Source organism: Roseovarius sp. MBR-79, assembly GCF_053628555.1.
In genome coordinates this window covers 1-21,558 of sequence record NZ_JBRJGP010000031.1, presented here as the reverse complement: position 1 = coordinate 21,558, position 21,558 = coordinate 1, and the positions used below count along the sequence as shown (strand labels likewise).

The window sequence follows — 21,558 nt, the reverse complement described above, 5'->3', positions numbered from 1 at the left end:
CGAAATCCGAAAGGACAAAAGTGGCCGACTTTTACGCCGCCCGCGACAACACTATGCCGCCGCTACCGTGGCCGAGTATTGCTCCGCCGATTACACACGGATTGTGGCCCGCAAGCGTTTGCCGAGCTTGATATAAAGCTCAACCGCGCGCATTCGCTCTTCGTAGCTATACATGAACTATCTCCAAGATAGTCCAACTTTTCGTCCGCACCCCCCTCTCGGTGCGGCATCGGGACCTTGGGTTATTCGCGCAGCGTTTCTAGCTTGTATCTGATCCGTAGATCGTTGACGTCCGATACCCCCAGCTTGTCTCGAGCAGAGCGCCACAGCTGCATGACGCGTGGATAGGACCGCCCCATCTCAAAGGCCGCTGCTTTGTGGGTCAGACCCAAGGCAAGATGGCGGACGAGCTCACGCTCGCGCGGTGTCAGTTCCAGAACTTCCAGAATGGATTTGCCCCTTACTGGTTCGAGCGTGAGCAATATCCGACAGACAGGTTCTCCGTGGAAAAGTTCCGAGTCCGCAAATATGCTGATAACCGCGGTTGTGTTCGACTTGCACATAGAGGGCACGCGCCGAATCTGCACGAATTCCAAGCCTGGATCTGCCTGCACTTTCATCCAACTGGGCAAACTCAACGACTCACCGGCCAGAAGGTTGATATTCCAAGACTTGAACTGTGCGATGGCAGCCTGATTGCAGGCATCGATGCGGCCCGAGCAGGTTGCGATCAGGGATGGCCGCGACATCGCTTCCAAAAGCGCATTAAGCCCGTCCCGAGACATCCCGAGCAACTGGAAGCGACGGCCAACGACCCAAGCTTTTCGAAGCAGATCAAGGACAGGAACAAGCCGTCTAATCGCCATTTCTGAGTGGCCCGGGGCAGCATCGAGAGGCAGGAAGAGATTGAGGATTGTCCGATGTCGGTCTGTTCGGCCTATCTCGCAGGCGACAGCGTCTCCGATTCCCAATGGTTCCAGCCACGACCAAAGACGCGTTTTGCGCAGCGCTTCAGGCGGCAAATACGTTGACATGGCGTAGGGGGCCACGGGCGGATTTCGTTGTTCAATCTCGGTCCACGGATCGTCGGCCATGTGCTCGGACAAATAAGAAAACACCTCTTCCGGGCTGAACCCGTGGATCAGCGGGCTTCCATGAGTTTCGCTTACTTCTGTGGGAACGTAGATCTCGGCGGTTTCTAGGTCCCGAAGCGTGACGAGCGCTCGGGTCGCGCCCACCGAGGCACACAATGCCGCAAGCGCCGTTTCCCAAGAGGCCGGATGCTCTATGGTTTCGAGCAATGCTTCCGCTAAATTCACCACTTGACGCTCAATACTCAGTATTCGTTGCATCCGTTTTTCGGTTATGTCGAACATTTTGTCAACTTTTCCGAATTCCTATGAATAGGCTCTTTGCCGCGCAGATCACGTCGCAACGGACCTAATCGGTTCGGCCGCGTCCAGTCGGGTACGACAGTCGCATCCGAATGAACCCCCGGCTTCCAACTTGCCCGTCTTTCGATAGTTTTCGATAACTTCGTGAACTGCTGCATCGCAGTTGCCACAATTGGCGGCTATGGCGATCGGAGGGGGCACGTCGTCGAACTCGCCGACAGAGACCGGCCAACCATGCGCAACGACCCATTCCAGCAACGACACTACCGTCCATAGCGACGGCGGACGGAACGTTCCGGACAGGAAGGCTTTCTCCAGGGGGCCACCGGGCGGGACGAACGCGCAGGAAAGGGCGATTTCCGTCACTCCCATATCGGCGAGCCTGCGCACGGATCGCTGCGCGTCCTCAAGTGCGGCAGCGGGTGACAAACCCGGCGCGCCGACAAAGACATACACGAAACTCTCCATGCCGCGATCGTGCAGCCGCTTTATCGCCTCTTCGAAGCTGCGCCACCCGATGAACTTGCGCAGGTTCCCGTTGCGCACAGCGTCATCCGTGCTTTCGAGGCCTATGGCCACTTTCAGCCTTGTGTCGCCAAGATGACGCTCGGCCTCATCGAGCGCGCTGGCGCGGATGAATTCCGGACGGCTCTCGACCATCAACCGCGTTGCCGACAGGTGGTTGCGCATGCCGTCGTAGAGGTGGATCCGAGCGGCCGCCGGAATTTCCCGATTGGTCAGCCAGGAGCCACCGTTGAATGCGACCACTTCTTCGGCTCCGGTTGCCGATTTTAGTCCGGTTTCGATCATTTCGCGGTGGTCACTCGGGTCAATCGGCCAGGCCTCTGATCTGCCCTCATGTCCCGGACCTAGCACCGCGTCCCGCGAAGCGGCGGGCAGGCGACAGAAGGGACAGCATTGGCCGCTGGTGCGCAACCACGGCACGCAGCCTTGTCCGGGAATGAGAAGGACGTGGCGGTCGATCGTCCGCCGAAGGGCCGGGTCGTACCGCCGCTGAGGATGATGCGCCCATGCAATGCCGCCAGTCGTGATTTCCATGCCTGTCCTCCGTGCAATTCGAAGGCCAGAGTGACGTCCAGACAGACGGCAGCGCTGCCGCGCCAGTCTCTTGTGAAACCGGTTCTGGTGAGCGAAAATCACTGATTCTATTTGCTAAATTGTCAAGTCATCCATGTCGGACAAGCATTTCCAAGTCGCGAAGCAGAGCCTCGCGGCGTATCTGGGCAACAAGCGTCTCGCGCGCCATTCCGGGCACACCGGCCATGTCCAGATGACCGAGATAGGCCATCTCATGAGCCTGCAGTTCAGCGGCGAACGCGCGTTCGTATTCGTATGAAACGATTGCGCGATCCAACGTCGATATCGCCGCCGACAGGACCGGGACTGCCGGATGCGCTCTGGGGCAGACGAGCGTGTCGACGCAGATTGATCCCGCATTGACCAGAGCGGCGAGGAAGCCCGCCCAGTCAGGTTCTGCGTCCGCGGACGCCAGAGCGGCGAGCCGAGCGAAGCCACGCCGCGCCGCATTCAGCAGCAAGATAGTCGCAAGGGCAGGGTCGCTCGGTCGGACGGGCGTCAGTTCGGGTGGCGTGGTGATCTTGGCCACAAAGGCCGGTTGCAGGCTCATGGCGTTTTCTCCCATAGCAGTATCTTGCCGGTGCAGGCGTCGGTCGGTCGCACCAATGGCAGATTTCCTGTTCCCGACCGCGCCGCTGCAACTTTTGCCCGCGTCAACGCCGCAAAATAAGCGTCCCGCCATGCCGCTGTGCCGGAACCACGGTGCCCGTCATTGAAGAAGACGTGAAAAAAGAAATGCCAGGTCTTGTGGCGCCGGTCGTTTGGCAATGGGCCCGAGAGCGAGAACCAGCCTTCGACCGTGGTCCGTTCAGGCGGATCGTAAAGCGTGCCGCGGAGCACGTCGGTGTCGAGGCAACGATCCAAGAATTCCGCAGTGGTCCAGCCGCGCGCGTGCCAGGGTGGCAGACCATTGAACTTGCCCACGCCCAACGCGCGCATCAGCACGATCACTTCCTTCGGGCTCATTGAGGCGACCTCTGCCGGTACGGGGATCAGCACTGGGGAATTGATTTCCTTTTTCATTTCAAAAGCCCTTGGGTTCAAAGACCGGTTTTGCCGGGGGAAGGGACGGGATTTCTGCGTTGAGCGGCGGGGTAGTTTGCGAGGGCAACAGCCCGAAGGAACACTCGATGAAGGTCCGTCCACTGAACCCCCGCGACATCATCCTGGCCGCCGAGGTCGAGCGGGTCGCCTGGGGCGAGGCCGCAGCCAGCATGGAGACAATCGGCACGCGTGCGCGTGTCTTTGCGCCGGGCAGCGTTGTTGTCGAGCAGGATGGTCGGATCATCGGCTACGCGGCCGCACAGCTTACCGACCACCTTTCGACACACAGCTGGGCCATACAGACCGACAATGGCTATATCGAGCGGACCCATATCCCGGACGGCAAGCTTGCCTACGGTGTCTCGATGTCGGCGCGTCCGGGCGTGGGCGGCACTGGCGTCGCCACCGAAGTCGTTGCCTACTATGCGAAGCTTTTTCTGGGGGGCGGATGTCGCGCGCTCTGCGTGGGCAGCCGTCTGCCCGGCTATCGGCGTTGGGCTCAGGGACGCCTTGATGCCTCTCTCAACAGTTATCTCAGCCGCAACGACGGCGAGCCCCGCGATCCAGAGATGCGGCTGTATGCGCGTCTTGGATTTGGGTTTCTGTGGCAGATGCCCGCCTACTATCCAGATCCCGAGAGCGGCGGCCATGGTGCCATGATGGTGCGAACCGCAGAATAATACCTCGCGCCATACGGGAATTCCGTATTTACACATTGCTAAAGACCTCTTTTCCAGTCACTATTTTTCCATGTAGCTGCCTGTGTGGAGGAGTGCATTGTCGGGCGTTGCTGATCGTTGCGAAGCAGCCGGTATTCCACGTTGAGCGATACTTGCGGGGAAGGTGCCAAAAGACGACTCGAGGCGGGCCACGCTGCTTGGAGCGAGGGACGCCCCGATATCGCGCACGATCTTTATGCCGAAGCCGAAGCTCTTGCCCGCGCCAGTGGAGAAGCATGGGTATTGTCCCACGCCCTGACCGCGCGCGGTCTTTGCCTGTACGAACGGTGCGAAGAGGACAAGGCGCTTGAGCTTCATGAAGAGGCGAGGGGACTGGCATCTGCCGATGATGGCTATTTCGCGGCTCTGATCTCTCGTCGGATCGCAGCCTGTCTCATGGATCTTGGTCGCTTCGAAGAGGCGGACGCAGCGCTTGGACCCGAACCGGCCGAAGATGCGCCGCCCGAGATTGTTCTGGGCTGGCGCCACTATCGGATGCAACTGGCCGAGCAGTCCGCAGATCTGGAGGCGGTGCTCCAACATGCCGCCGACATCCGCGACGATTGGGAATTGCACGGGCATAAGCCCGAAATTCAAGTGATGGCAAATGCGTTGGTCGTCGCGACGACCGCCCGTGCCGTTCTTGGGGCCGACGCTGAACGCGCATCCGTTCGCGCCGAAATGGCCAGTTTCGACGAAACTGGCCTGTCGCTCAACTTGCGCTCTAACTTCGCCTTGCTTCGCGCTGAAATGGCTTTCGACGAGGGCGATACCGAAGGCGCGCTGGCTATCCTGCAAGACGCCGCAGCGACGTTCGTTGCCAGCTACGGCAACCTCCCATCTGACATTTTGAGTGCGACCATGGATATGCTTCGATCTGCGGGGCGGGAAAACGAGGTCTTTGACCGGATCGACCTGCTCTGGGAGGGGGGACTTTCAGACGGGAGCGCCAGGTTGGTCGACGCGCCGTCGGCCGCGGCAGATCTCTTGGGGCGGCTGCTCGACTTGTCCGATCTTGCCGAACGCGCTCCCTCTGTCTGGCAAGATGTACGTAGTCGGGCGATGGAGCTGTCGGAACATCCCGGTACGAAAATGGACATGGTTTGGCAGTTGAAAGAGGTGCTTGCGCGTCGGCTGGAACCGCCGCGCAGCCGACTTCTTCTGGCCAAGCAGGCCTGTTCCGCTGTCGCCCGTTTGCGCGCATCGGATCTGATCTTTCCGGAAGCGCGTCGACGATATGCCGAGGCCCGCACGAAGCCCTTCGAGACGGCGCTGGGCATTCTTTACGGAATGGGGCGGCTGGCGGAAGCGCGCAGCGTGCAGGATCTTGCACAGGACCTGTGCCGGGCACCGGGGCTGTCAACGCGACTTGCACCGGCCGAGCAAGGGCTTCTCACGAGTGACGAGTGCGCGGTGGCAAATCTGCCGATGGACCGGAACAAGATCGACGGGCTTATCGAAGGAACGATCTGGGCGGCCCTGCCCGCCAAGCCGGTTTCTGTCGAACCGACGTATGCAGAATCGACCGTTCTGCGTTACGTCCGCACGGACAGCGGCTGGATCGTGGATGCCACTGGCCGGTCCGGGGCGCGCCGCTGTTCCATCGAAGCATCGACCGGTACGCTTGCCAAGGCGGTTCACGCGATCCTGTCGGCAGGTGAAGCAGGTCATCGTGACCCGGAGGCGGCATCCCTTCTCCGACGCATTCTGCTTGATCCTGTTTCAGATCTGCTTTGCCGTGGGCGTCCGATCGCGGTCAGCGCTGCGGGGTGTCTGTCCACGCTGCCCTTTTCGTTGCTCAGACCCGAAGAGGAATTGGAATGGGTTTATCTGCGAGGGGGCTCGGCTACGGCAACCAGAGTCCCGTCATCCTTCGGCAGGGCTGCTTTATTGCACGACGGGCAGGTCGATGTGCGGGCCGAAGAAGCGGTGCTTGAAGACACGTTTCTGCTTTCGAAACATGCGGTCAACCGAGATGGGCTGGTCGATGCGCTGGCTGCACGGGCGGATGTGCTGCATGTTGCCGGGCATTTCGAGACCCGTGGCTGGGACTCCTTGATGACTGGCCTTCGGTGCGCGGACCAGGGGCTCTTATCAATAAGGGCGATCAAGGTCGCGCTCGGTCAGGCGGCTGCGCCGCCAGTTGTCTGCCTCGGCCTTTGCGAGACGGCCGGAATTTTCTCGGCGGGACAGTCAGAGGTCGATTTGCCAAGCTTGTTCCTGCATGCGGGCAGTGCGGTCGTGATCGCGACTGCCTGGCGAATCAGCGACACGGAAGCAGGCTGCTTTGCGCGGCGCTTCTACACCGAGCTTGCCCAAAGCGGCGATCCGGCCGGTGCTTTCTCGGTATCCCGGCCCAATGAGTCCGCTTTTATGCTGTTCGTTGGACGGGGGAGCGTATGACCGGTTCCCCGTCCCGCTATCCCGATCTTCGCGCCTCTATCGAACTTGTCCTGGAGACGGTCGGTTACCGGCTGCCGTACAATGCGACCGTAAACGTGGTGGCACAGAATGCCTTCAGATGCAGCAAGTCAGGCGTCACGAGACGTCTGAACGGGGAAATCCAGGTCGGTCCGGCAGATATGTCGCGGCTGGCGCAGCAGACCACGATCGCGCGTGACGGAATCGTGCCGGCGCACTTTCATCACGGTCCCGAGAAACTGAAGCAAATCCTGCGCGATAGAGGTGTAGGCCTTTACGGCCGGTCGGTGGGTTCACGGCTGCACCGCGCGGTACGCGACTTTGCAGGCGAGCGAGGCAAGATTCAGGTCCGAATCGGATTGCCGCGGGCCGGTGGGTTCGTCTGGGACCCAAAAGAGGCACAGCAGCGCCTTCTCGTTCTGCGACCGCGCGATCCATTGCATTTCGCCTGCCATGGGCCGATCGGCTTCCCGCTGCTTCTGCTCGATCACGCTCCGGATGCGGGGGTTCCGGACCTTCTGGTGCCGGCGATCGAGGGCGATTGGCCTGAGCTGGATGCCTCTGGGCGAACGTATTTTCCGGGACGCGACGACACCCCGCTCTATGTCCGGCCAGATCTTGGGGTCCGGCAGGTGGTCGCACTCTGGCTGCCAAAAACGGCCGCTTCGGCTATCGACTCCGCGGTGCCCGCATCCGAGGAAGCGTTCCGTCCCGTGCCTGAAACGGTCATCGCAAAGATAATGGGCTGTCTCCAAAATGGCAGCGGACAGGATCGGGCGCGCGCTGTCGCAGACGTTTTCTACCGTTCATCCGAAACTTGAAAATCGGGCAGTCAACGAAAAACTATAGAAGAGTATAGATTTTCAGCGGATTTTTGCCATGCCTTAATAAAAGTGCTCCCGCTGAGTGGGAGCGGCGAAAATCCGAGGTTTGCAAATGCGATGCTTTCAGTGGGGCGACCTGTCGCCAACCTACAGGTTGTTCATGCCCAAAGCGTCGGCCCACGGGCTGCTCCTCCCGATCCTGTGGATGACAACGATGTCCGCTTCAGCGCAGTCTGTTGACCACGACCGGATCCAGGCACTGTTCTCGCTTCTCGAGACGCCGGATATTGTGGGCCCCAGCGATCCGGCTCCATCGGCAGAGCCAACCCAAAGCCAGACCGCAGTAACGATGACCGGTCCGACCCTGCCGGACAATTCGTCGGCCATGACCGAACCTGCTGCGAAATCCGAAAGGGATGGCGCCCTGTTCGCCTACGATGCCCCATCGGGCAGCAACTGCCCCCGGGACTCGGTTGGTTTCAGGGCGGCGGTCGACGAAATAGAGCGGTTCCGGATCGAAATCGAAGAGAATGTCGGAGAGCTCGAGCAGACATTCGATGCTTTGGCGGAAGACATGATCGAAATGCGCAGCGCCGAATTCTTCATGTGTACCGATGCGCTCTCGTCCAAAATTGAGGCCGTTTCGGAAACCATTGCAGACTTTAATGCCGGCGAGCAGATGGCCCGGGTAGAAAATCTGGGCACCTGCGCGCAACAAGCCGCAACCCGGATCGGCCACGAAATGGAGGCGATCCCTGTGGACGCGCCCCGTGAACAACTCATGCTTCGGTCAAACCTGTCGCGCCAGTTGAACGATGCCAGCCGTCAGGATGAACGGCTGACGGCTGTGATGATCTCGATGGCATCCATGCGTCAGAAACAACTCCGGATCTCGGAAGCGGTTCGGGACTTCGGCACCGAGTGCGCGTTCTCGAGCGGCGACTTCTACGGAAGCGACATGACGGACTACCAATGATGTCAACGTTCGAGAGACATGAGCGGATCATACAAACTCACGATACCTGGAGAGCCACATGCGCCTGATCCACACCGTAACGATGATCTCGATCTTGATGTTGTCCCCAATGGTTGCCGTCGGGCAGACCGCGATCAACAACACTCAGCTCGAAAAATTGCGCAGCGAACTGTCGGCAACTGCCAGCAGCGTCCGCGACAACCTCGCTACGACGACACAGTCGATGAAAAAGATCTTCGAAGCGGGGCCCGATGCCGAGCAGGATGTCGTGCTGGGCATACTCGATGCGATGGAAATCGAATCCCGGGCAATTCTGGATCAGGTCAAGCTGAACTCTCCCTTCATGGACGAACTTGATCGGGCGCGATCAGAAGTGCTCGTCATCCTGCGAAAGCAGGAGCGAGAGCCGCCGAGCCCATCGCGAGACAACCGCGTCGCGCGCCTCGAGTCTGCGCTGGCTCAGGTCGAGAAGGAGTACGAGACATTGCAAGGCCTGGAGTCCCGGATCACCTTCTCGCTTTCGCAGCATGCGCAATTGCGCCGAGAGATAAGGCTGGAGGCCGGTGTGATCGCTGTCGAAGATTTCGTCGGCGAACTCGGTGAATTGACCGCCAATCTCGAGAGCATGGTCGCGGTCCTTGACGAAGTCGGCGCCTCGTTCCTCCAGACAGAGGATCCGAGCGTCGTTCAAGAATGACCAACCGTTATCGCCCCACGCAACCTTTTGAAAGGAAGAGAACATGAGAAGCTTCGTTGCTGCCACTGTGATGGCCGGACTTTTGGCATTCCCTGCCATTGCACAAGATAGCGAACCTGACGTTGCCTCGCTGGTTCAGGATGTGACGTCGATCGCGCAGGGCCTGGAAGGCCGGATCGAAACGCTGAGCATCCAGATGGCGGAGGCTTCCGATCTGGAAGCGGGCACCAAGGCACTTGACGAGATGCTTGCCGCCGCACGCGAAGTCTATGACAGTCTGAACCGTGACAGCGAACTCTGGGGCGAGATGAACGGGATGCTCGACACCTGGTCAGTGCGTCGTGACAACCTTCTGAAAGAGGCGCAGGACGTTCCAGCCCTTAAAGACGTGGCCAGCGGTTGGCAGGATCGCATAGATCGCGCCATCACCTTGCGTCAGCAGATCACCGAGCAGGCCGCCGAATCCGAAGCCCTGATTGCGCAGATCGAGGATCAGCGCCGCGTCATCATCGCCTATTACGAGGCAAAACTGGCCGATCAGGCACTGGCTACCATGGAGGTGATGTCGGCTGAACTCGGCGCGATGAACGAGAAGATGTCGGGTATCCTGACTCAGGCGAATCTGGTCGCGGAAACGCCCTCGGTGGCACAGGAATGACGCGCGCGCGCCGTCATTTACCGGCGGCGTTCGCGATGCTGCTGGCCGTGCTCCCCATGGGGGGCGCGGTCGCACAGGATACGCCCGATCCGGAGCAGCTTGTCGAGACGATCGCGCAGATCGAGACCATGATCGTCCAGATCGACGCAATGATCGTCGACCAGGATGCTCGGCTCGCCGATCTCTATGAACAGCGCGATGCAGCAGAGGCCGGACCGCGCCAGGCATCCCTCGATCAGCTTATCGATACGCTCACCCTTCAACTCGACAAGACGGAAGCGTTGCAGGCAACGCTCAGGTCCCAGGCCGATGCGTTCCGCGCGGCTCTTTTCGCGACCGAGGCCGTTGCCGCCGAGGCGGACCGTCCGACGACAAATGGAGCCAGCGAAGAATGACACACCTTCCCGATGCCCGACTGCTCAATCCCCTGGTCGTATCGGCTCTTCTGGCTGCCGCCCTTTGCGCCGCCGCCGGCCTTGCCGTTCCGCCGCCAGAGGATCTTGCGACCGCGACCCTAGTTGAGCGGCTGGTGCATAATCCCTTCGTATTGGTAATCGCCTTCGTTGGGACCTGGGCGTTTCTCTATGGCTTGATCCAGCTTTGGGCGACAGGCTCTACGCGGAAAGGTGGACTCGCAGGTTGGTTGTCAGGCCAAGGGCGCGAACGGCAGCTGACCAAAGCGACCGATACGGTTCTTGCTGTGGATTTGTTCGCCGACCAATGGGATTTTCTCGCGGCCCGAAGGATGGCGCCGCTGTCCTACGCCGTCTGGGTGCTGCCTTTGTTGGGTTTCATCGGCACGGTGATCGGCATTTCCGATGCGATAGGCGGACTGGGAACGGTCTTCGCCGACGGCGACCGACAGCAGGCACTGGAGTCCGTGCTTGGCGCCTTACGCTTTGCATTCGACACGACTTTCGCCGGGCTTGTTCTGGTTATTCCGGTGATGGCGCTTTCGACATGGATCGAACTTGCGTCAGACGACGCCCGTGACCGTGCGATGCGCGCGCGCTTCGGCGCTTCGGCAACGGCCTGACCGATGGTCGCTGTGCGTCATCCAGCAAACTTGCGAAGGCTTCAAAAGGCCGGGCAGTTCACAGCTTTGGTGGATATCCTGTTCGCCACGATCGGTATATTCGTGATCGTATTCGCCCTGCAGGAGCTGGTGACCACTTCAGAGCTGAAGCCTGCCCCATACGATGCGCTGATCCTTTGTGACCCGGACCGCACCATCCGCCTCTACCGGAAGACCGGGGAGGCCGAAGAGTTCAGCTCGCGCGATATAAGCGGACCACTTTCAGCGGCGGTCGAGGGTAGCGGGCGTGCCTTGATCGGTTTGGCACAGGAATGCGCTGCCGAGGCAGAAGGCGTGGTTGTGGCGGATCGCCTTCGCGAGATGGCCGAAGACCTATCGGAGCGCCGCGAAGACGGAGATACGCTTGACCTGTTCGAGTTCGCTCCGCTTGGGGGACCGGGCACGGATGCAAAGGCGCTGATAGAGCGGTTCGCTTCTGAACCCGGCGGCTTGCAATGATCGGGGTCGGGCTGAAGCGACGGGGCGGCAAGGCCGGAAGCGAATCCGACGTCGGCATGCTCGACGTGTCGGCAAATGCGTTGGCCGTGCTGATCCTTGCGACGATGCTGGTGATTTCCGCCGCCGCGCCCCCGGTTCCGAGGGGCGAGGTTCGCCGGGACGACATGCCGAACTTGTTCTATCCATCGCCGATCGATGCGGTGCTTGCACCCCTCAGCCGATACGTCTTTGTCCTGCCGACGGGGCTGGTCGAGTTGGATCTCGACAGTTTTGCCGTCGCGTTGTCGTCCGGTGAGGTCACGGTGCGGACATCGCAGGGCGAAATGACACTGGTGACAGGCCGGACGACGTATCGCGACCTCAACGACTACCGGGCGAGCTTTTCGCCCGACTGGTCCGCCCTGGAGCAAACCGCGAAGCCGTTGCAAAATGAGGACGACGCTGGGCTCGAGGCAGATACGGCCGCGTCGCTGTTCGACGACGCCGAGATCGCAACGACCTACCTAGTTGCCGCAGAGTCTGTTGCTGCCTTCTCTCCGCTCTACTGGAAGCTGCGGAATGCGCAGGTGCCAATCCGATGGTCGATCGTGCCAACGGGTCGCAACGTCGTTTTCCAAAGAAGGGTCGAAGAATTCGAGCGCAGGGGCCGCCAATGGCAATGAGCGACCAGCAGATGCCCTCGGCGCGGGGCCGCGCTGCGGTGTGGCGCGCGACCGGCGCCGCGCTTACGGCGGTTCTGCTGGCCTTGGCTGCGATGGTGCCGCTGCCCGAACAGACGGCGCATGGCAAACCGCCGCAGATCCCGGTTGAACTCTCCGATGCACTCTCCGAAGTTGAAACGAGCGAGGCCGATGCAGAAGCCGTCGCCGGTGAACCTGGTCTTGTTGCCGGGGCCACTCCTTGCACGATGCGGCATGGGCGCGTGGCCCCAGGTGTGGATCGTGCGCTGCGGCATCGTCTGGCGGTGGCGACGCTGGCCACCGGGCCCGACCTCAAAGAAGCCCTTCTGACCGATCTTGAAACCATCACGCCCTCGGGACCCGCCAAATGGCGTCTTGCGATCGCCCGGGCAGAGCTTGCTCTGCGCGAGGGGCGATCCAACGATGCGATCGTTCATCTGGATCGAGCGGCAGCGACCGAGATGCCTGACTGGTGCAAGGCCGATGAACTTTTCCTGCGTGCCGCCGCGACGTCGGGAGATGCAGAGGCAGCGTCTTTGCTGGATGCAGCCGTCACCGCCGATCCGGGTTTCTGGGCGGCGCAGGAGCGTCTGGCGGTTCTCGCAGCCAAAGGCACGGGGTCCGACGTCGAAACCTGCGGGCTCGATGCCGCGCGCACGATCCGGGCAACTGTGCAACTGGGCGCCCTGGCCACACGCGACTCGCAGTTCGAGCGGCTGGAAAGGACTTTGGTCGGGCTCGCGCCGAACGGACGGACGGCTTTGCTGCGCGGAATGATCCTGCGACAGACGGGGCGGCTCGAGGCCGCGCGCGATCGCTGGTCGAAGGCCCTGACAGAGCTTGGGACAAGCGATTGTGACGCCGTGCTGCGCATTGCCATCGAACGGATGCTGGAAAACACGAAAGAGGAAAGACCATGACTCTTCGAATGGTGGGCGCGATCGCGGTAACGTTCTGGGCTGTAGGAGCACCCAGTGCAGGCTCGGCGCAAATCGAGGTATGCGGCCGCAATCTGTCGACTCTCGATACCGATATCGGTGCTTTGGAAAAAGAATACCGCGTCTCTGACGCCCGCATGCAGGCTTTGATGGCGGCGGTCGACCAGATCCAGGACACTGCGATGAACGCGGATATTTGCCCCGAACGCACATCCGAGCTAACCGCAGAGCAGCGCGCTGATGTGGCGTCGCTGTCGGCTGCCGAACTCGTTGCACGCTCGGAGTCGGACATGTGGTGCAGCCAGGTCTTCGTTCAGCGCGTGTCCCAGGACATCGCGAAGGCACAAGGCGAGGGCAACTCGGCCATGGTGGTCAGGCTGAACACCATCTCGCAACGGATCCTTGACCTTGATTCCCGAGCCACACAGGTCGCCATGAGTATCGCCCATCTTGCTTCGCGCAAGGGGCGGCTGATGGAGGCGCTCGATCTGGTCGATTCCCACTGCGGCCAGATGGACAGCATCTATGAGTGACGGTGGCGACATCAGCCGTTTCGACGGGGGCTTGCGATGAACGCGGTCACCATTGGTCTGGTCGGCGCGGGCTTGGCTATTCTTGCCGCCGCTACTGGACGTGCTTTCATGTCGGGCCTTTTGCTTGCCAGCGTCGGAATCGTCGCGCTGGCCCTGTTTGCCCTCGCGCCCGCGTCTTTCGCGTCGACCCTCATGGCAACGGCTGCCGCGTTCGCAATCTGGATCGCGTTACCATCCGGAATGCGGACGGCACAGGTTCTGGCTGCCGGCGCGTGCGGTCTGCTCTGCGCCGCTGTCGTGCCCCACCTCGTGGTGCTCGTCGCTGAACAGCCGTTGGCGTCCGGACTGCGCCATGACCTCGTTCGCCCGCTCGCTGCGCTTGGTGCGGTGATCGTCGGCGCAGGCATCGCGGGATTGGGAGGCAGCGCCTTCGCTCTCGTCTCGTGTGCCTTTGGGTTGGGATTGCTGAATCCGGAGTCGGCGGCCAACTGGGCTCTGCCGGTCGCGGTCCTCGGCGCAACGGCGCTGGCCCGACATTCGACACTCGCGGCCACGGCCGCTCTCTGCGCGACCTCACTTCTAACCATTCTGGGGACATGAACGCATGATCCGATCGCCACGCTTGACGCTTGCCGCACTATTGATAATTGCCGCACATGCAGCCGATGCACAGGGTGTGCCGGCAACGCAGGGCGATTTACTGACCTTGCCGCAGCCGTTTTCCGAAACCCCAGAGGGGACAAAAACCCCGCCGGTTCCACCATCGGAAGGCGCAGCTCTGCCTGCGTCACCCTCTGACGCACCGGGGCCAATGCCGATACCGATTGATCTTGCTGAGATCGCCAGCTTGCGCGCTGCCTATGATGACCTGCGTCGGCGCGAAGCCGACGCAGTGTCGCTCAACCAACCGGTGGCTGCCGAAACCCTCGCGGATATGGATGCCGTTACCGAGCGCGCAGAGGGTCTTGATGCCACACTGTCACGCTTGGCCTGGAAAGCAGAGAGTCTTGATTGGTTTGCCAAGGATATCCGGCAGTACGGAGCCCTGGCCTTGCCGGACGGGACGCCTGCGAATATGACGACTGCGTTTGCGCTTACCAAGGTCGAACAGGGCACATTTTACTACGACACTGGGCCACCTTTCAGCAACCAAACTCTGAAAGGCACGTTCGCGGAACCGTCCGTTGTCCTTCGCGTTGCCGAAGCGCCAGGTATCCAGCTCGTTTGGGTGCCTGGGCAAGGCTTCGCGTTCATGAGCGGCCAATCCTTGGAGATCTACAAATGATCCTGCATTTTCGCGTTTGTACGCTCGTTCTAGTTCTGGCGATGCCTCACATGGCTCTTGCCCAGGACCGTCAATCCACGTTGGAGGAGTTGCGACAGACGATTGATGCTTACCGCTCCAGCGTAGAGGCGGCTGAACGCGGGCCGTTCGCACCGGGAAGCGAGGGTGAGGCACGCGCGACAGTCGCCACCTTGCGCGAGGCCGTCGCCACCAAGGAGGCCCAGGTCGAGCAGGTTGAAACCCGATGGAATACCACCAGTTCCGAGATCGCGGCCATGCTCCCCGACCTGCCGCGTGCATCCTTGCCAGAACCGCCGCAATCGAGCGCCGGCCCCTCGTCCAGCGCCAACGCACAGTCCGCCGATGCAGGCGTTGACGTAGCCATAGAGGATATGGTCGCCGACGATAAGTTTGTGAAGGATCACACAAGCAATCCGCCGTCGTTGGAACCCGCGCAAGAACCTGCAGATTTGCCAGCTCTCGCATCGCTCGCCGAACCGCTCGCCGAGGGCGACCGGGCTAGGCGCGTCCTGATCCGACCTGACGCAGAAATGCGCACCGAAGACGGTACCTCTCAAACGCTTCCGGCGTTTTCCGTTCATTACGTCTACCACGAAGAACCAGGCCAAGACACGTCTCTGCTGGCGATCGGCAGGACAACGCGTGGTGCTGAGGGATGGATCGAATCCACGCGTACCGAGGAGTGGCGCACCATGCTGGTGATGTCCTATGCCTCGCGGAGCGGACGGGACCGCACGGTGTTCTTCGCATCCGAAAATGACGTGTTCGACGTGCTTGAGACCGGGGAAGATGCTCCCAACCAGATGGCCGACCTTTACCAGCGCATCGACGCTGGCACGCACGATCCCGGACAGGTCGTGGCGATCGAGCCGCGCCTTGTCGTCAACTCGGTCGAACGTCCTTATCTCATGCCGGTTCTGGATTACCGGCTGACCAGTACAGCAACCCATGGTGATGTTGCGATCCTGCAGCTCGCGGCACTCAACCGCGATAGCACCGACACGCGCGAGGCCGGGACGCAGCCGGTCGGTACCGACAGGATTTCGGTCGAGGCCGATGCGCGTGATTTCCGCGTCGGTGTCGCCTTCGTTATCGACACAACCCGTTCGATGGGTCCGTACATCGACAGGACAAAAGCGTTCGTTCGGTCCGTGTCGGGCGGGTTGGAAGAGCGCGGATTATCTGACCGGTTCGATTTCGCGCTTGTGGGGTTTCGGGACAACGTGCAGGCCGCCGCCAATGTCGGATACCTGACGACGGTTTATCGCGACTTCGGCGGTGGCGTCGGCGATGAGACTTTGCTTGCCGACGTTGAGCGGATGGCGCCCGCGACAGCTTCGACACGCAACTGGCGCGAAGACGCGTTTGCCGGAATCGAACTCGCGATATCCGACCTCGACTGGGGTGAGGTCGATACGCGTCTTGTGTTCCTTATCACGGACGCCAGCCCCCGAAGCGTCGGTGACGCGTTGGCTTCGGACGCAACCATGGGTCCAGAGACCATCGTGGCGATGGCCGCGCAGCGCAACGTGTCGCTTTTCGTGCTGCACATGCAAACCGAGGAAGCGATCTCGGTGAGCACAAGCACGGAAGGGTATGACGATGCCGCGCGGGGGGCTCAGCTGTATACCAAGTTGGCGCGGACAGGCGATGCAGCCGTTTCCAAATACTTCCAGGTGCGGGGTGCGACCGCAGAAGCGTTTGGCCAATCGTTGGAATTGATTGCCGCCAACGTCATCGACCAACTTGGGACATTGTCGACGTCAGGCCAGTTGGAAGCTCCGGTCGAACCGACACTCTCGCAAGAACTGGAGGCGCTTATTGGCGGGAATGCCATAACGGTGGACGATCCGTCAGATTCCCCTCTGATCGCCGGCGCGGTCGCAGAAGAGGTGTTCCGCTATCAGGCGGAATATCTCGGCTCCCGGTCTGGCGCGGAAGCCCCCGACTTTTACCGTGGCTGGGCGGCAGACGTGGATCTTGCCAATCCCGACCGACGCGCGCTTGACGTCAGTGTCTTCATGACCCGCGATCAACTCAGCGACCTTGCAAACCGGCTCGAAGATATTGTCGAGCGGCTGAACGCCAAGCAACTTGGCATGGGGGGATTCTTCTCATCCGTTCAGGAGCAGTCGGGTCAGGCTGCCGTCGATCCGGAATTTGGGAACTTCCTGCCAGCCTATCTGGAAGACCTGCCCTATGGGTCGAAATTCATCAACATGACTCCTTCGCTGTGGGACGCGCTCAGCCAGCAGGGGCAGGAAGAGCTTCTCGACGAGGTCCAGGCCAAGGTCTCTTCTTACCGCCGGATCTATGCCTCTCAAGATGGTTGGTTGTCTCTAGCCGGGCGGACCACGGGCGATCAGGTCTACCCGCTTCCGCTGCGGGATCTGCCATGAGCACGACCGTCCTGGAAATTGCAAACGTCCGGTTGCGCACGGGCGAGGCCGGTGCGGCGGGGTTTGTGCTTGACCTGCCGGAGCTTCGGCTGACGCAAGGAGAGCGGGTCGCGATCGTTGGTCCTTCGGGATGCGGAAAGTCGATGCTGCTCGAGTTCCTTGCCCTGCTTGTGAAGCCCGAGCGGGTCGAACGCTTTGTCCTGGCGACGTCGGGCGACGTGCGCCGGGATCTTGCCGAAGACCTCAAGGCCGGTCGGCTTGATGCGCTTGCCCGGCTCAGGATCGGGCCATTGGGATATGTGCCGCAATCGGGGGGCGTGCTGCCTTTTCTGACCGCACGAGAGCACGCCTTTGCCGGTCTGCGGTTGGCCGGGTGCGCGCGGAACGCAACCGCGCGGGCGCGGTTCGAAAGGCTCGCCATGACATTGGGTCTTGGTGCGCATTTGTCCAAGACGCGCGAGCAACTTTCGGGGGGACAACGCAAGCGCGTGGCCTTGCTGGCGGGGGCGTCGGTTTCGCGACGGGTTCTGCTGGTGGATGAGCCGACGACGGGTCTCGATCCGGATGCGTGCGCCGTGGCAATGGAAATGCTGGCAGCGCTTGCGGCGGAAGAAGGAACCGCCGTGCTGATTGCCACGCACGACGCCGAGGCGGCGCATCGCGCCGGTTTTACCGTCCGGCCATTGGAGCACGGCATCTTTCGACATGGACCGGCGGAAGGCGCGTCAGCGTTTCGGCGACCTTCGGATGCGTGGACTGCATCCCGTCAGCCAGTCGGCAAAGCGTCCGCCGGAGGCGACCTACCATGACAAGACGTCTTCGCACTCCTGCCATCAAGCTGGCCTTGCGATTTGCCGTTGCGGACTTGTGGCATGATCGAAAACTGACCCTGCTCGGGATCACCTTGCTCGCGGCGCTTCTGGCACCCCCGGTGGTCTTGCACACGCTGCGCGTCGGACTGGTAGAGACCTGGGCGCGGGATTTGGCCACAGACCTTCGCAACCGCGAAGTCGTCATCGTTGGCGAGCATGAAATCGACGCCAGTCTTCTTGCGGCACTGAGGGCATGGCCGGAAACGGGCTTCGCCGTTCCTGAACCGTCGTTCTTCGTGACGACGCAGATCGCACGACTGGTCGGTGCGCGGGGATCGTCCGTATCGCTCGACATGCGCACGACCTCGCGGGGCGATCCGGTGCTGGCGCGTGCCGATCTGGAGTTCCCGGGGCAGGAAGGCCTGATCCTGTCGCGCCATGCCGCCACGGAGCTGGAAGCTGCTGTCGGGTCGGAGATTGGCATCCTGTTGCAGCGCACGCCAAGTGGCGGTGCCGTAGAACGCCGCGAGGTGATCCTGCGCGTGGCCGGGGTCCTGCCCGAGACAGTCTGGCAGGGGCGCACGGGGTTCGTTTCCGAAGAAATGCTGTTGGGCTTCAGCAGATACCTTACTTTCAGCGCCGATGCACCGCAGGCCACAATTCCGGACGCAAGTCAGCGCTGGCAGAGCCTGCGGGTCTACGCGCCCGAGGTGGCTCTCGCACCTGCTTTGCGCGACCGTCTGGAGGAGGCGGGTCTTGATACCCGATTGATGACCGATCAGGTCGATCGGATCCTTCGCCTCGAGACGGGTCTTCGGCAGTTGTTCGGCCTGGTTCTCGGGCTCTCCGCCCTGGCCTTCGGCGCGGCGACGATCCTCATCCAGTGGCTGTCGGTCCTGCGCAAGCGGCGAGACTTCGCTCTGATGACCGTGGTCGGTATGTCACGGTCGGAAACCGCCATATTCCCTCTTTTTCAGGGGGCGGTGATGACTGCTTTCGCTTCCACGTTCGCGCTCGGCCTCGTGGCCGCAACGGGCGGTTCGATCGAAGCGATGGCACAAGGCTACCTTGCCCAAACAACCGAGATTGTACGCCCGGCCTTGGCGCCAGTGCTTGCAGGCGCCCTGTGCGTTGTCGCGCTTGGCGGGCTGGCCGGAGCCGCCGCCGTCGTCCGACTGGGCCAGCTTGATGTGTCTCGCGCCCTCAGAGGCGATTAAAACCGGAGAATTCATGCATATCCAGATCCCCAGATACCTCGCCGTTTCAGCCATGATCGTCGCCATGACTGTCGGGCCAATCGCCGCTCAGGAGATGCCCGCCATAACGGTTGACCCCGATTGGTGCGAATTTGATGCGCCGGGCCTGTTCCGCGCTGGGGAAACTGCGGCAGGGCAGAGCCGTTGTCCATCTGCTGACGAGCCTACAACCCTGCCGCAACACCTTGTCATACCTCTGCCATGCGGCCGGCATCTTGCGATGAGGCGTGTCGACACACCAGCAAGAACGGTGCTTGATCACGAAACCCCCTCGCAGGGAGGTCGGTTCGGCGACGGGCTCAGAGAGCGCTACATCCAGGGACGACGCACAGAGCCGGTCGCAGGCGGCTATTCGCTTGTGGGCTCGGCGGGTCAGCTTGTCGGCCGCGCGTATTACGTTGCCTCGCACGAATGGACTGTTCTTCAGGACGCACTGTTCACGGGCGGTGCATTGGAGGCCTGGTCCGAAAAAGGCAGACCGAACGTCGAGACTGCCGCCGCCGCCTGTGCCTCTCACGACGCGGCTGCCGGACGCACCACCTGGCGAGACGTCGCGCCCGCAACCGGAATGAGCTATTTTTCGGCGCAGGATCGGTTGCGGGCGCTCAACGGATACATGGTGGCAGAAAGCCGTCGCCGCATCGCTGACGGCCTGTCCCCGCTCGTCCCGTGGGAGGCAGGCTCAACCGGTTTTTTCAGGCTCCCCTCCGAGGCCGAGTGGGAATATGCCGCCCGCGGCGGGTCCATCGGCGTCGGCGTCAACGCCGAAGTCGCGGTGTATCTTGTCCGCGACACCGAAACTGGCGGCCTGCGCGCCGGGGAACTTGCAGAGATCGCTCATTTCAGTGACGGGACCTCTCGCAGGACCTTCGGGCCCGTGGGCGGCCGTTTGCCGAACCTTGCGGGTCTTTACGACATGGTCGGCAACGTGGCCGAGATTACCCAGGATTTGTTCCGTCTGGTACGACCCGACATGCTGCACGGCGCGCGAGGGGGCTATGTCCTGCGTGGCGGAAATGCCTTGACGCCCCCCTCTGCCCTCAGTGTCGCACATCGCGCCGAGGCGCCTTTCTACAGCATCGACGGTGAGGTGGCATTGGCACCTGCAGGCATACGGCTCTTGCTGGGGCCACCGATCCTCACCGCCGGCTCACCAGAGGCGGGAACCTTCCGATCGGATCTGCGCAACACCGAATTTGACGCTCAACTTGCCAAAGCCCATGCCGAGCTTATCAAGATCAGGCAGACGCCGGGTGCGGCTTTCCGCGACGAAGCCCGCGCACTGCTGGCCGCGGCGGGCCGAGAGGGTGCCGACAACGAGGAAATGCGGCGTCAGCTCGAACGCGTGGAGGTCGCGCTCGAGCAATCGGAAGTGGCGATAAACGAGGCACAGCGCGCCGAACTTTCCGCGAACGTGCGCGCGGCTGCGACCGGTATCCTGAATATCCGTGTCAACGGCGTCATGGGTATCACCATCCTTCAGCAGTTGCCGGAGCTTCGCGAGATGGTCGCTTCGGACCGCGTGTTGGCGGAGCATTCAGAAGGCGAGAATCTGAGAGAGGCCATCGACAAGCTAGAACGTGACCTCGATGCCCGCCTCGCGATGATCGACAGTCAGACGCGGACGGTCCTGTCGATGATCCGATCCGTAGCAACCGAGCCCGATGCATTAGCCGATGAAGTCATTGCTGAGGTTCGCGAGGCTGTCGCCGCGGAAGGCCTTTGGCTCTACGAGGAGCGTGCGTGGCCGCTCTTTCAGGACGCATTGCGTGATCTGCGCGCAAATCCTTCCGGCGACATGTTCGACGTTTATCGCACCCGCTTCGATACCGCGCGCGCCGTCCGGGAGCGGTTGCGGGCTGACCAATAGATCATAACCCAAGGGGAGGAAAGACCAGATGACCTTTATCAACATGTTGCGTCGGCCAGCGCGCATCGCGGCGCTCTGCGCCTCGATCGGACTGATTGTCAGTGGATGCGTCGCAGTGCCGACCGAAACCGAGTTGCGCGCGACCAAGGACGAGTGTTCCCAGTTCCGCCAACCCTTCGTCAACATCGCGCGTCAACGCAACGAACGCATCGAAAAATGGGCGAAAATCGGCGCGGCTGCGGGCGTGGCAATTGGCGCTAGTATCGCACGCAGCAACAATAAGAACGTGATGGGCGGCGCAGTTGGTCGTGTCTCGAATCTGGTGGAAATTCTCCGGCGGCGTTCTCCGGGCGGGTTGATTTGGGCCTGATCAGGCGGCGAGGTCAAGGGTCATGGGCT

General features: G+C 61.6%; 23 protein-coding genes. 19 read left to right on the top strand and 4 right to left on the bottom strand.

What is annotated here, in order from left to right; genetic code table 11:
* Positions 1-242: 242 nt before the first annotated feature.
* The 4 genes from ACSSV8_RS18540 to ACSSV8_RS18525 form a co-directional block, all read right to left on the bottom strand.
* The gene (locus tag ACSSV8_RS18540; RefSeq protein ID WP_454283444.1) at positions 243-1,376 is read right to left on the bottom strand and encodes a hypothetical protein; all 1,134 of its coding nucleotides are present in this window, start codon (positions 1,374-1,376) and stop codon (positions 243-245) included.
* Between the two features lie 48 nt (positions 1,377-1,424).
* On the bottom strand, positions 1,425-2,453 hold the full coding sequence (locus tag ACSSV8_RS18535; protein WP_454283443.1) for a hypothetical protein: 1,029 nt from the start codon (positions 2,451-2,453) through the stop codon (positions 1,425-1,427).
* Between the two features lie 127 nt (positions 2,454-2,580).
* Entirely contained in the window at positions 2,581-3,042 is a 462-nt protein-coding gene (locus ACSSV8_RS18530; RefSeq protein ID WP_454283442.1) for a hypothetical protein, read from the bottom strand.
* Entirely contained in the window at positions 3,039-3,515 is a 477-nt protein-coding gene (locus ACSSV8_RS18525; protein WP_454283441.1) for a hypothetical protein, read from the bottom strand. Before ACSSV8_RS18525 ends, ACSSV8_RS18530 begins: the two co-directional genes overlap by 4 nt.
* Positions 3,516-3,622: 107 nt before the next feature.
* On the opposite strand from ACSSV8_RS18525, the gene ACSSV8_RS18520 reads away from it, so the two are divergent.
* From ACSSV8_RS18520 to ACSSV8_RS18430, 19 genes are all read left to right on the top strand, one after another.
* Positions 3,623-4,216, top strand: a complete 594-nt coding sequence (locus ACSSV8_RS18520; RefSeq protein ID WP_454283440.1) for a GNAT family N-acetyltransferase — start codon at positions 3,623-3,625, stop codon at positions 4,214-4,216.
* Between the two features lie 141 nt (positions 4,217-4,357).
* Entirely contained in the window at positions 4,358-6,658 is a 2,301-nt protein-coding gene (locus ACSSV8_RS18515; RefSeq protein WP_454283439.1) for a CHAT domain-containing protein, read from the top strand.
* Positions 6,655-7,497 carry a hypothetical protein gene (locus ACSSV8_RS18510; protein WP_454283438.1) on the top strand — a complete coding sequence of 281 codons (843 nt, stop codon included), beginning with the start codon at positions 6,655-6,657 and terminating at the stop codon, positions 7,495-7,497. Before ACSSV8_RS18515 ends, ACSSV8_RS18510 begins: the two co-directional genes overlap by 4 nt.
* A 163-nt stretch (positions 7,498-7,660) precedes the next feature.
* Positions 7,661-8,476 (top strand): hypothetical protein, encoded by an 816-nt coding sequence (locus tag ACSSV8_RS18505; RefSeq protein WP_454283437.1) that lies wholly within the window; start codon positions 7,661-7,663, stop codon positions 8,474-8,476.
* Between the two features lie 58 nt (positions 8,477-8,534).
* Positions 8,535-9,173 (top strand): hypothetical protein, encoded by a 639-nt coding sequence (locus tag ACSSV8_RS18500; protein WP_454283436.1) that lies wholly within the window; start codon positions 8,535-8,537, stop codon positions 9,171-9,173.
* A gap of 43 nt (positions 9,174-9,216) precedes the next feature.
* A complete protein-coding gene (locus tag ACSSV8_RS18495; RefSeq protein WP_454283435.1) occupies positions 9,217-9,831 on the top strand; it encodes a hypothetical protein in 615 nt (204 codons plus the stop codon).
* Positions 9,828-10,226 (top strand): hypothetical protein, encoded by a 399-nt coding sequence (locus ACSSV8_RS18490; protein ID WP_454283434.1) that lies wholly within the window; start codon positions 9,828-9,830, stop codon positions 10,224-10,226. Before ACSSV8_RS18495 ends, ACSSV8_RS18490 begins: the two co-directional genes overlap by 4 nt.
* A complete protein-coding gene (locus ACSSV8_RS18485) occupies positions 10,223-10,867 on the top strand; it encodes a MotA/TolQ/ExbB proton channel family protein (RefSeq protein ID WP_454283433.1) in 645 nt (214 codons plus the stop codon). Before ACSSV8_RS18490 ends, ACSSV8_RS18485 begins: the two co-directional genes overlap by 4 nt.
* A 3-nt stretch (positions 10,868-10,870) precedes the next feature.
* Positions 10,871-11,365, top strand: coding sequence for a hypothetical protein (locus ACSSV8_RS18480; protein ID WP_454283432.1), 495 nt, complete (start codon positions 10,871-10,873; stop codon positions 11,363-11,365).
* Positions 11,362-12,027 (top strand): hypothetical protein, encoded by a 666-nt coding sequence (locus tag ACSSV8_RS18475; protein WP_454283431.1) that lies wholly within the window; start codon positions 11,362-11,364, stop codon positions 12,025-12,027. Before ACSSV8_RS18480 ends, ACSSV8_RS18475 begins: the two co-directional genes overlap by 4 nt.
* Positions 11,943-12,965 (top strand): hypothetical protein, encoded by a 1,023-nt coding sequence (locus tag ACSSV8_RS18470; protein WP_454283430.1) that lies wholly within the window; start codon positions 11,943-11,945, stop codon positions 12,963-12,965. Before ACSSV8_RS18475 ends, ACSSV8_RS18470 begins: the two co-directional genes overlap by 85 nt.
* An 8-nt stretch (positions 12,966-12,973) precedes the next feature.
* A complete protein-coding gene (locus ACSSV8_RS18465; RefSeq protein WP_454283429.1) occupies positions 12,974-13,516 on the top strand; it encodes a hypothetical protein in 543 nt (180 codons plus the stop codon).
* A gap of 36 nt (positions 13,517-13,552) precedes the next feature.
* Positions 13,553-14,116, top strand: a complete 564-nt coding sequence (locus tag ACSSV8_RS18460) for a hypothetical protein (RefSeq protein WP_454283428.1) — start codon at positions 13,553-13,555, stop codon at positions 14,114-14,116.
* Between the two features lie 4 nt (positions 14,117-14,120).
* Positions 14,121-14,801: a hypothetical protein gene (locus ACSSV8_RS18455; protein ID WP_454283427.1), complete on the top strand. Its 681-nt coding sequence runs from the start codon at positions 14,121-14,123 to the stop codon at positions 14,799-14,801.
* Complete coding sequence (locus ACSSV8_RS18450) at positions 14,798-17,221, top strand: vWA domain-containing protein (RefSeq protein ID WP_454283426.1); 2,424 nt, start codon at positions 14,798-14,800, stop codon at positions 17,219-17,221. The genes ACSSV8_RS18455 and ACSSV8_RS18450 overlap by 4 nt, the downstream gene beginning before the upstream one ends.
* Positions 17,218-18,030 carry an ATP-binding cassette domain-containing protein gene (locus ACSSV8_RS18445; protein ID WP_454283425.1) on the top strand — a complete coding sequence of 271 codons (813 nt, stop codon included), beginning with the start codon at positions 17,218-17,220 and terminating at the stop codon, positions 18,028-18,030. Before ACSSV8_RS18450 ends, ACSSV8_RS18445 begins: the two co-directional genes overlap by 4 nt.
* The gene (locus ACSSV8_RS18440) at positions 18,027-19,250 is read left to right on the top strand and encodes an FtsX-like permease family protein (protein ID WP_454283424.1); all 1,224 of its coding nucleotides are present in this window, start codon (positions 18,027-18,029) and stop codon (positions 19,248-19,250) included. The genes ACSSV8_RS18445 and ACSSV8_RS18440 overlap by 4 nt, the downstream gene beginning before the upstream one ends.
* Before the next feature lie 13 nt (positions 19,251-19,263).
* The gene (locus tag ACSSV8_RS18435) at positions 19,264-21,159 is read left to right on the top strand and encodes an SUMF1/EgtB/PvdO family nonheme iron enzyme (RefSeq protein WP_454283423.1); all 1,896 of its coding nucleotides are present in this window, start codon (positions 19,264-19,266) and stop codon (positions 21,157-21,159) included.
* 28 nt (positions 21,160-21,187) lie between these two features.
* On the top strand, positions 21,188-21,529 hold the full coding sequence (locus ACSSV8_RS18430) for a hypothetical protein (RefSeq protein ID WP_454283422.1): 342 nt from the start codon (positions 21,188-21,190) through the stop codon (positions 21,527-21,529).
* The last annotated feature ends 29 nt before the right edge of the window (positions 21,530-21,558 follow it).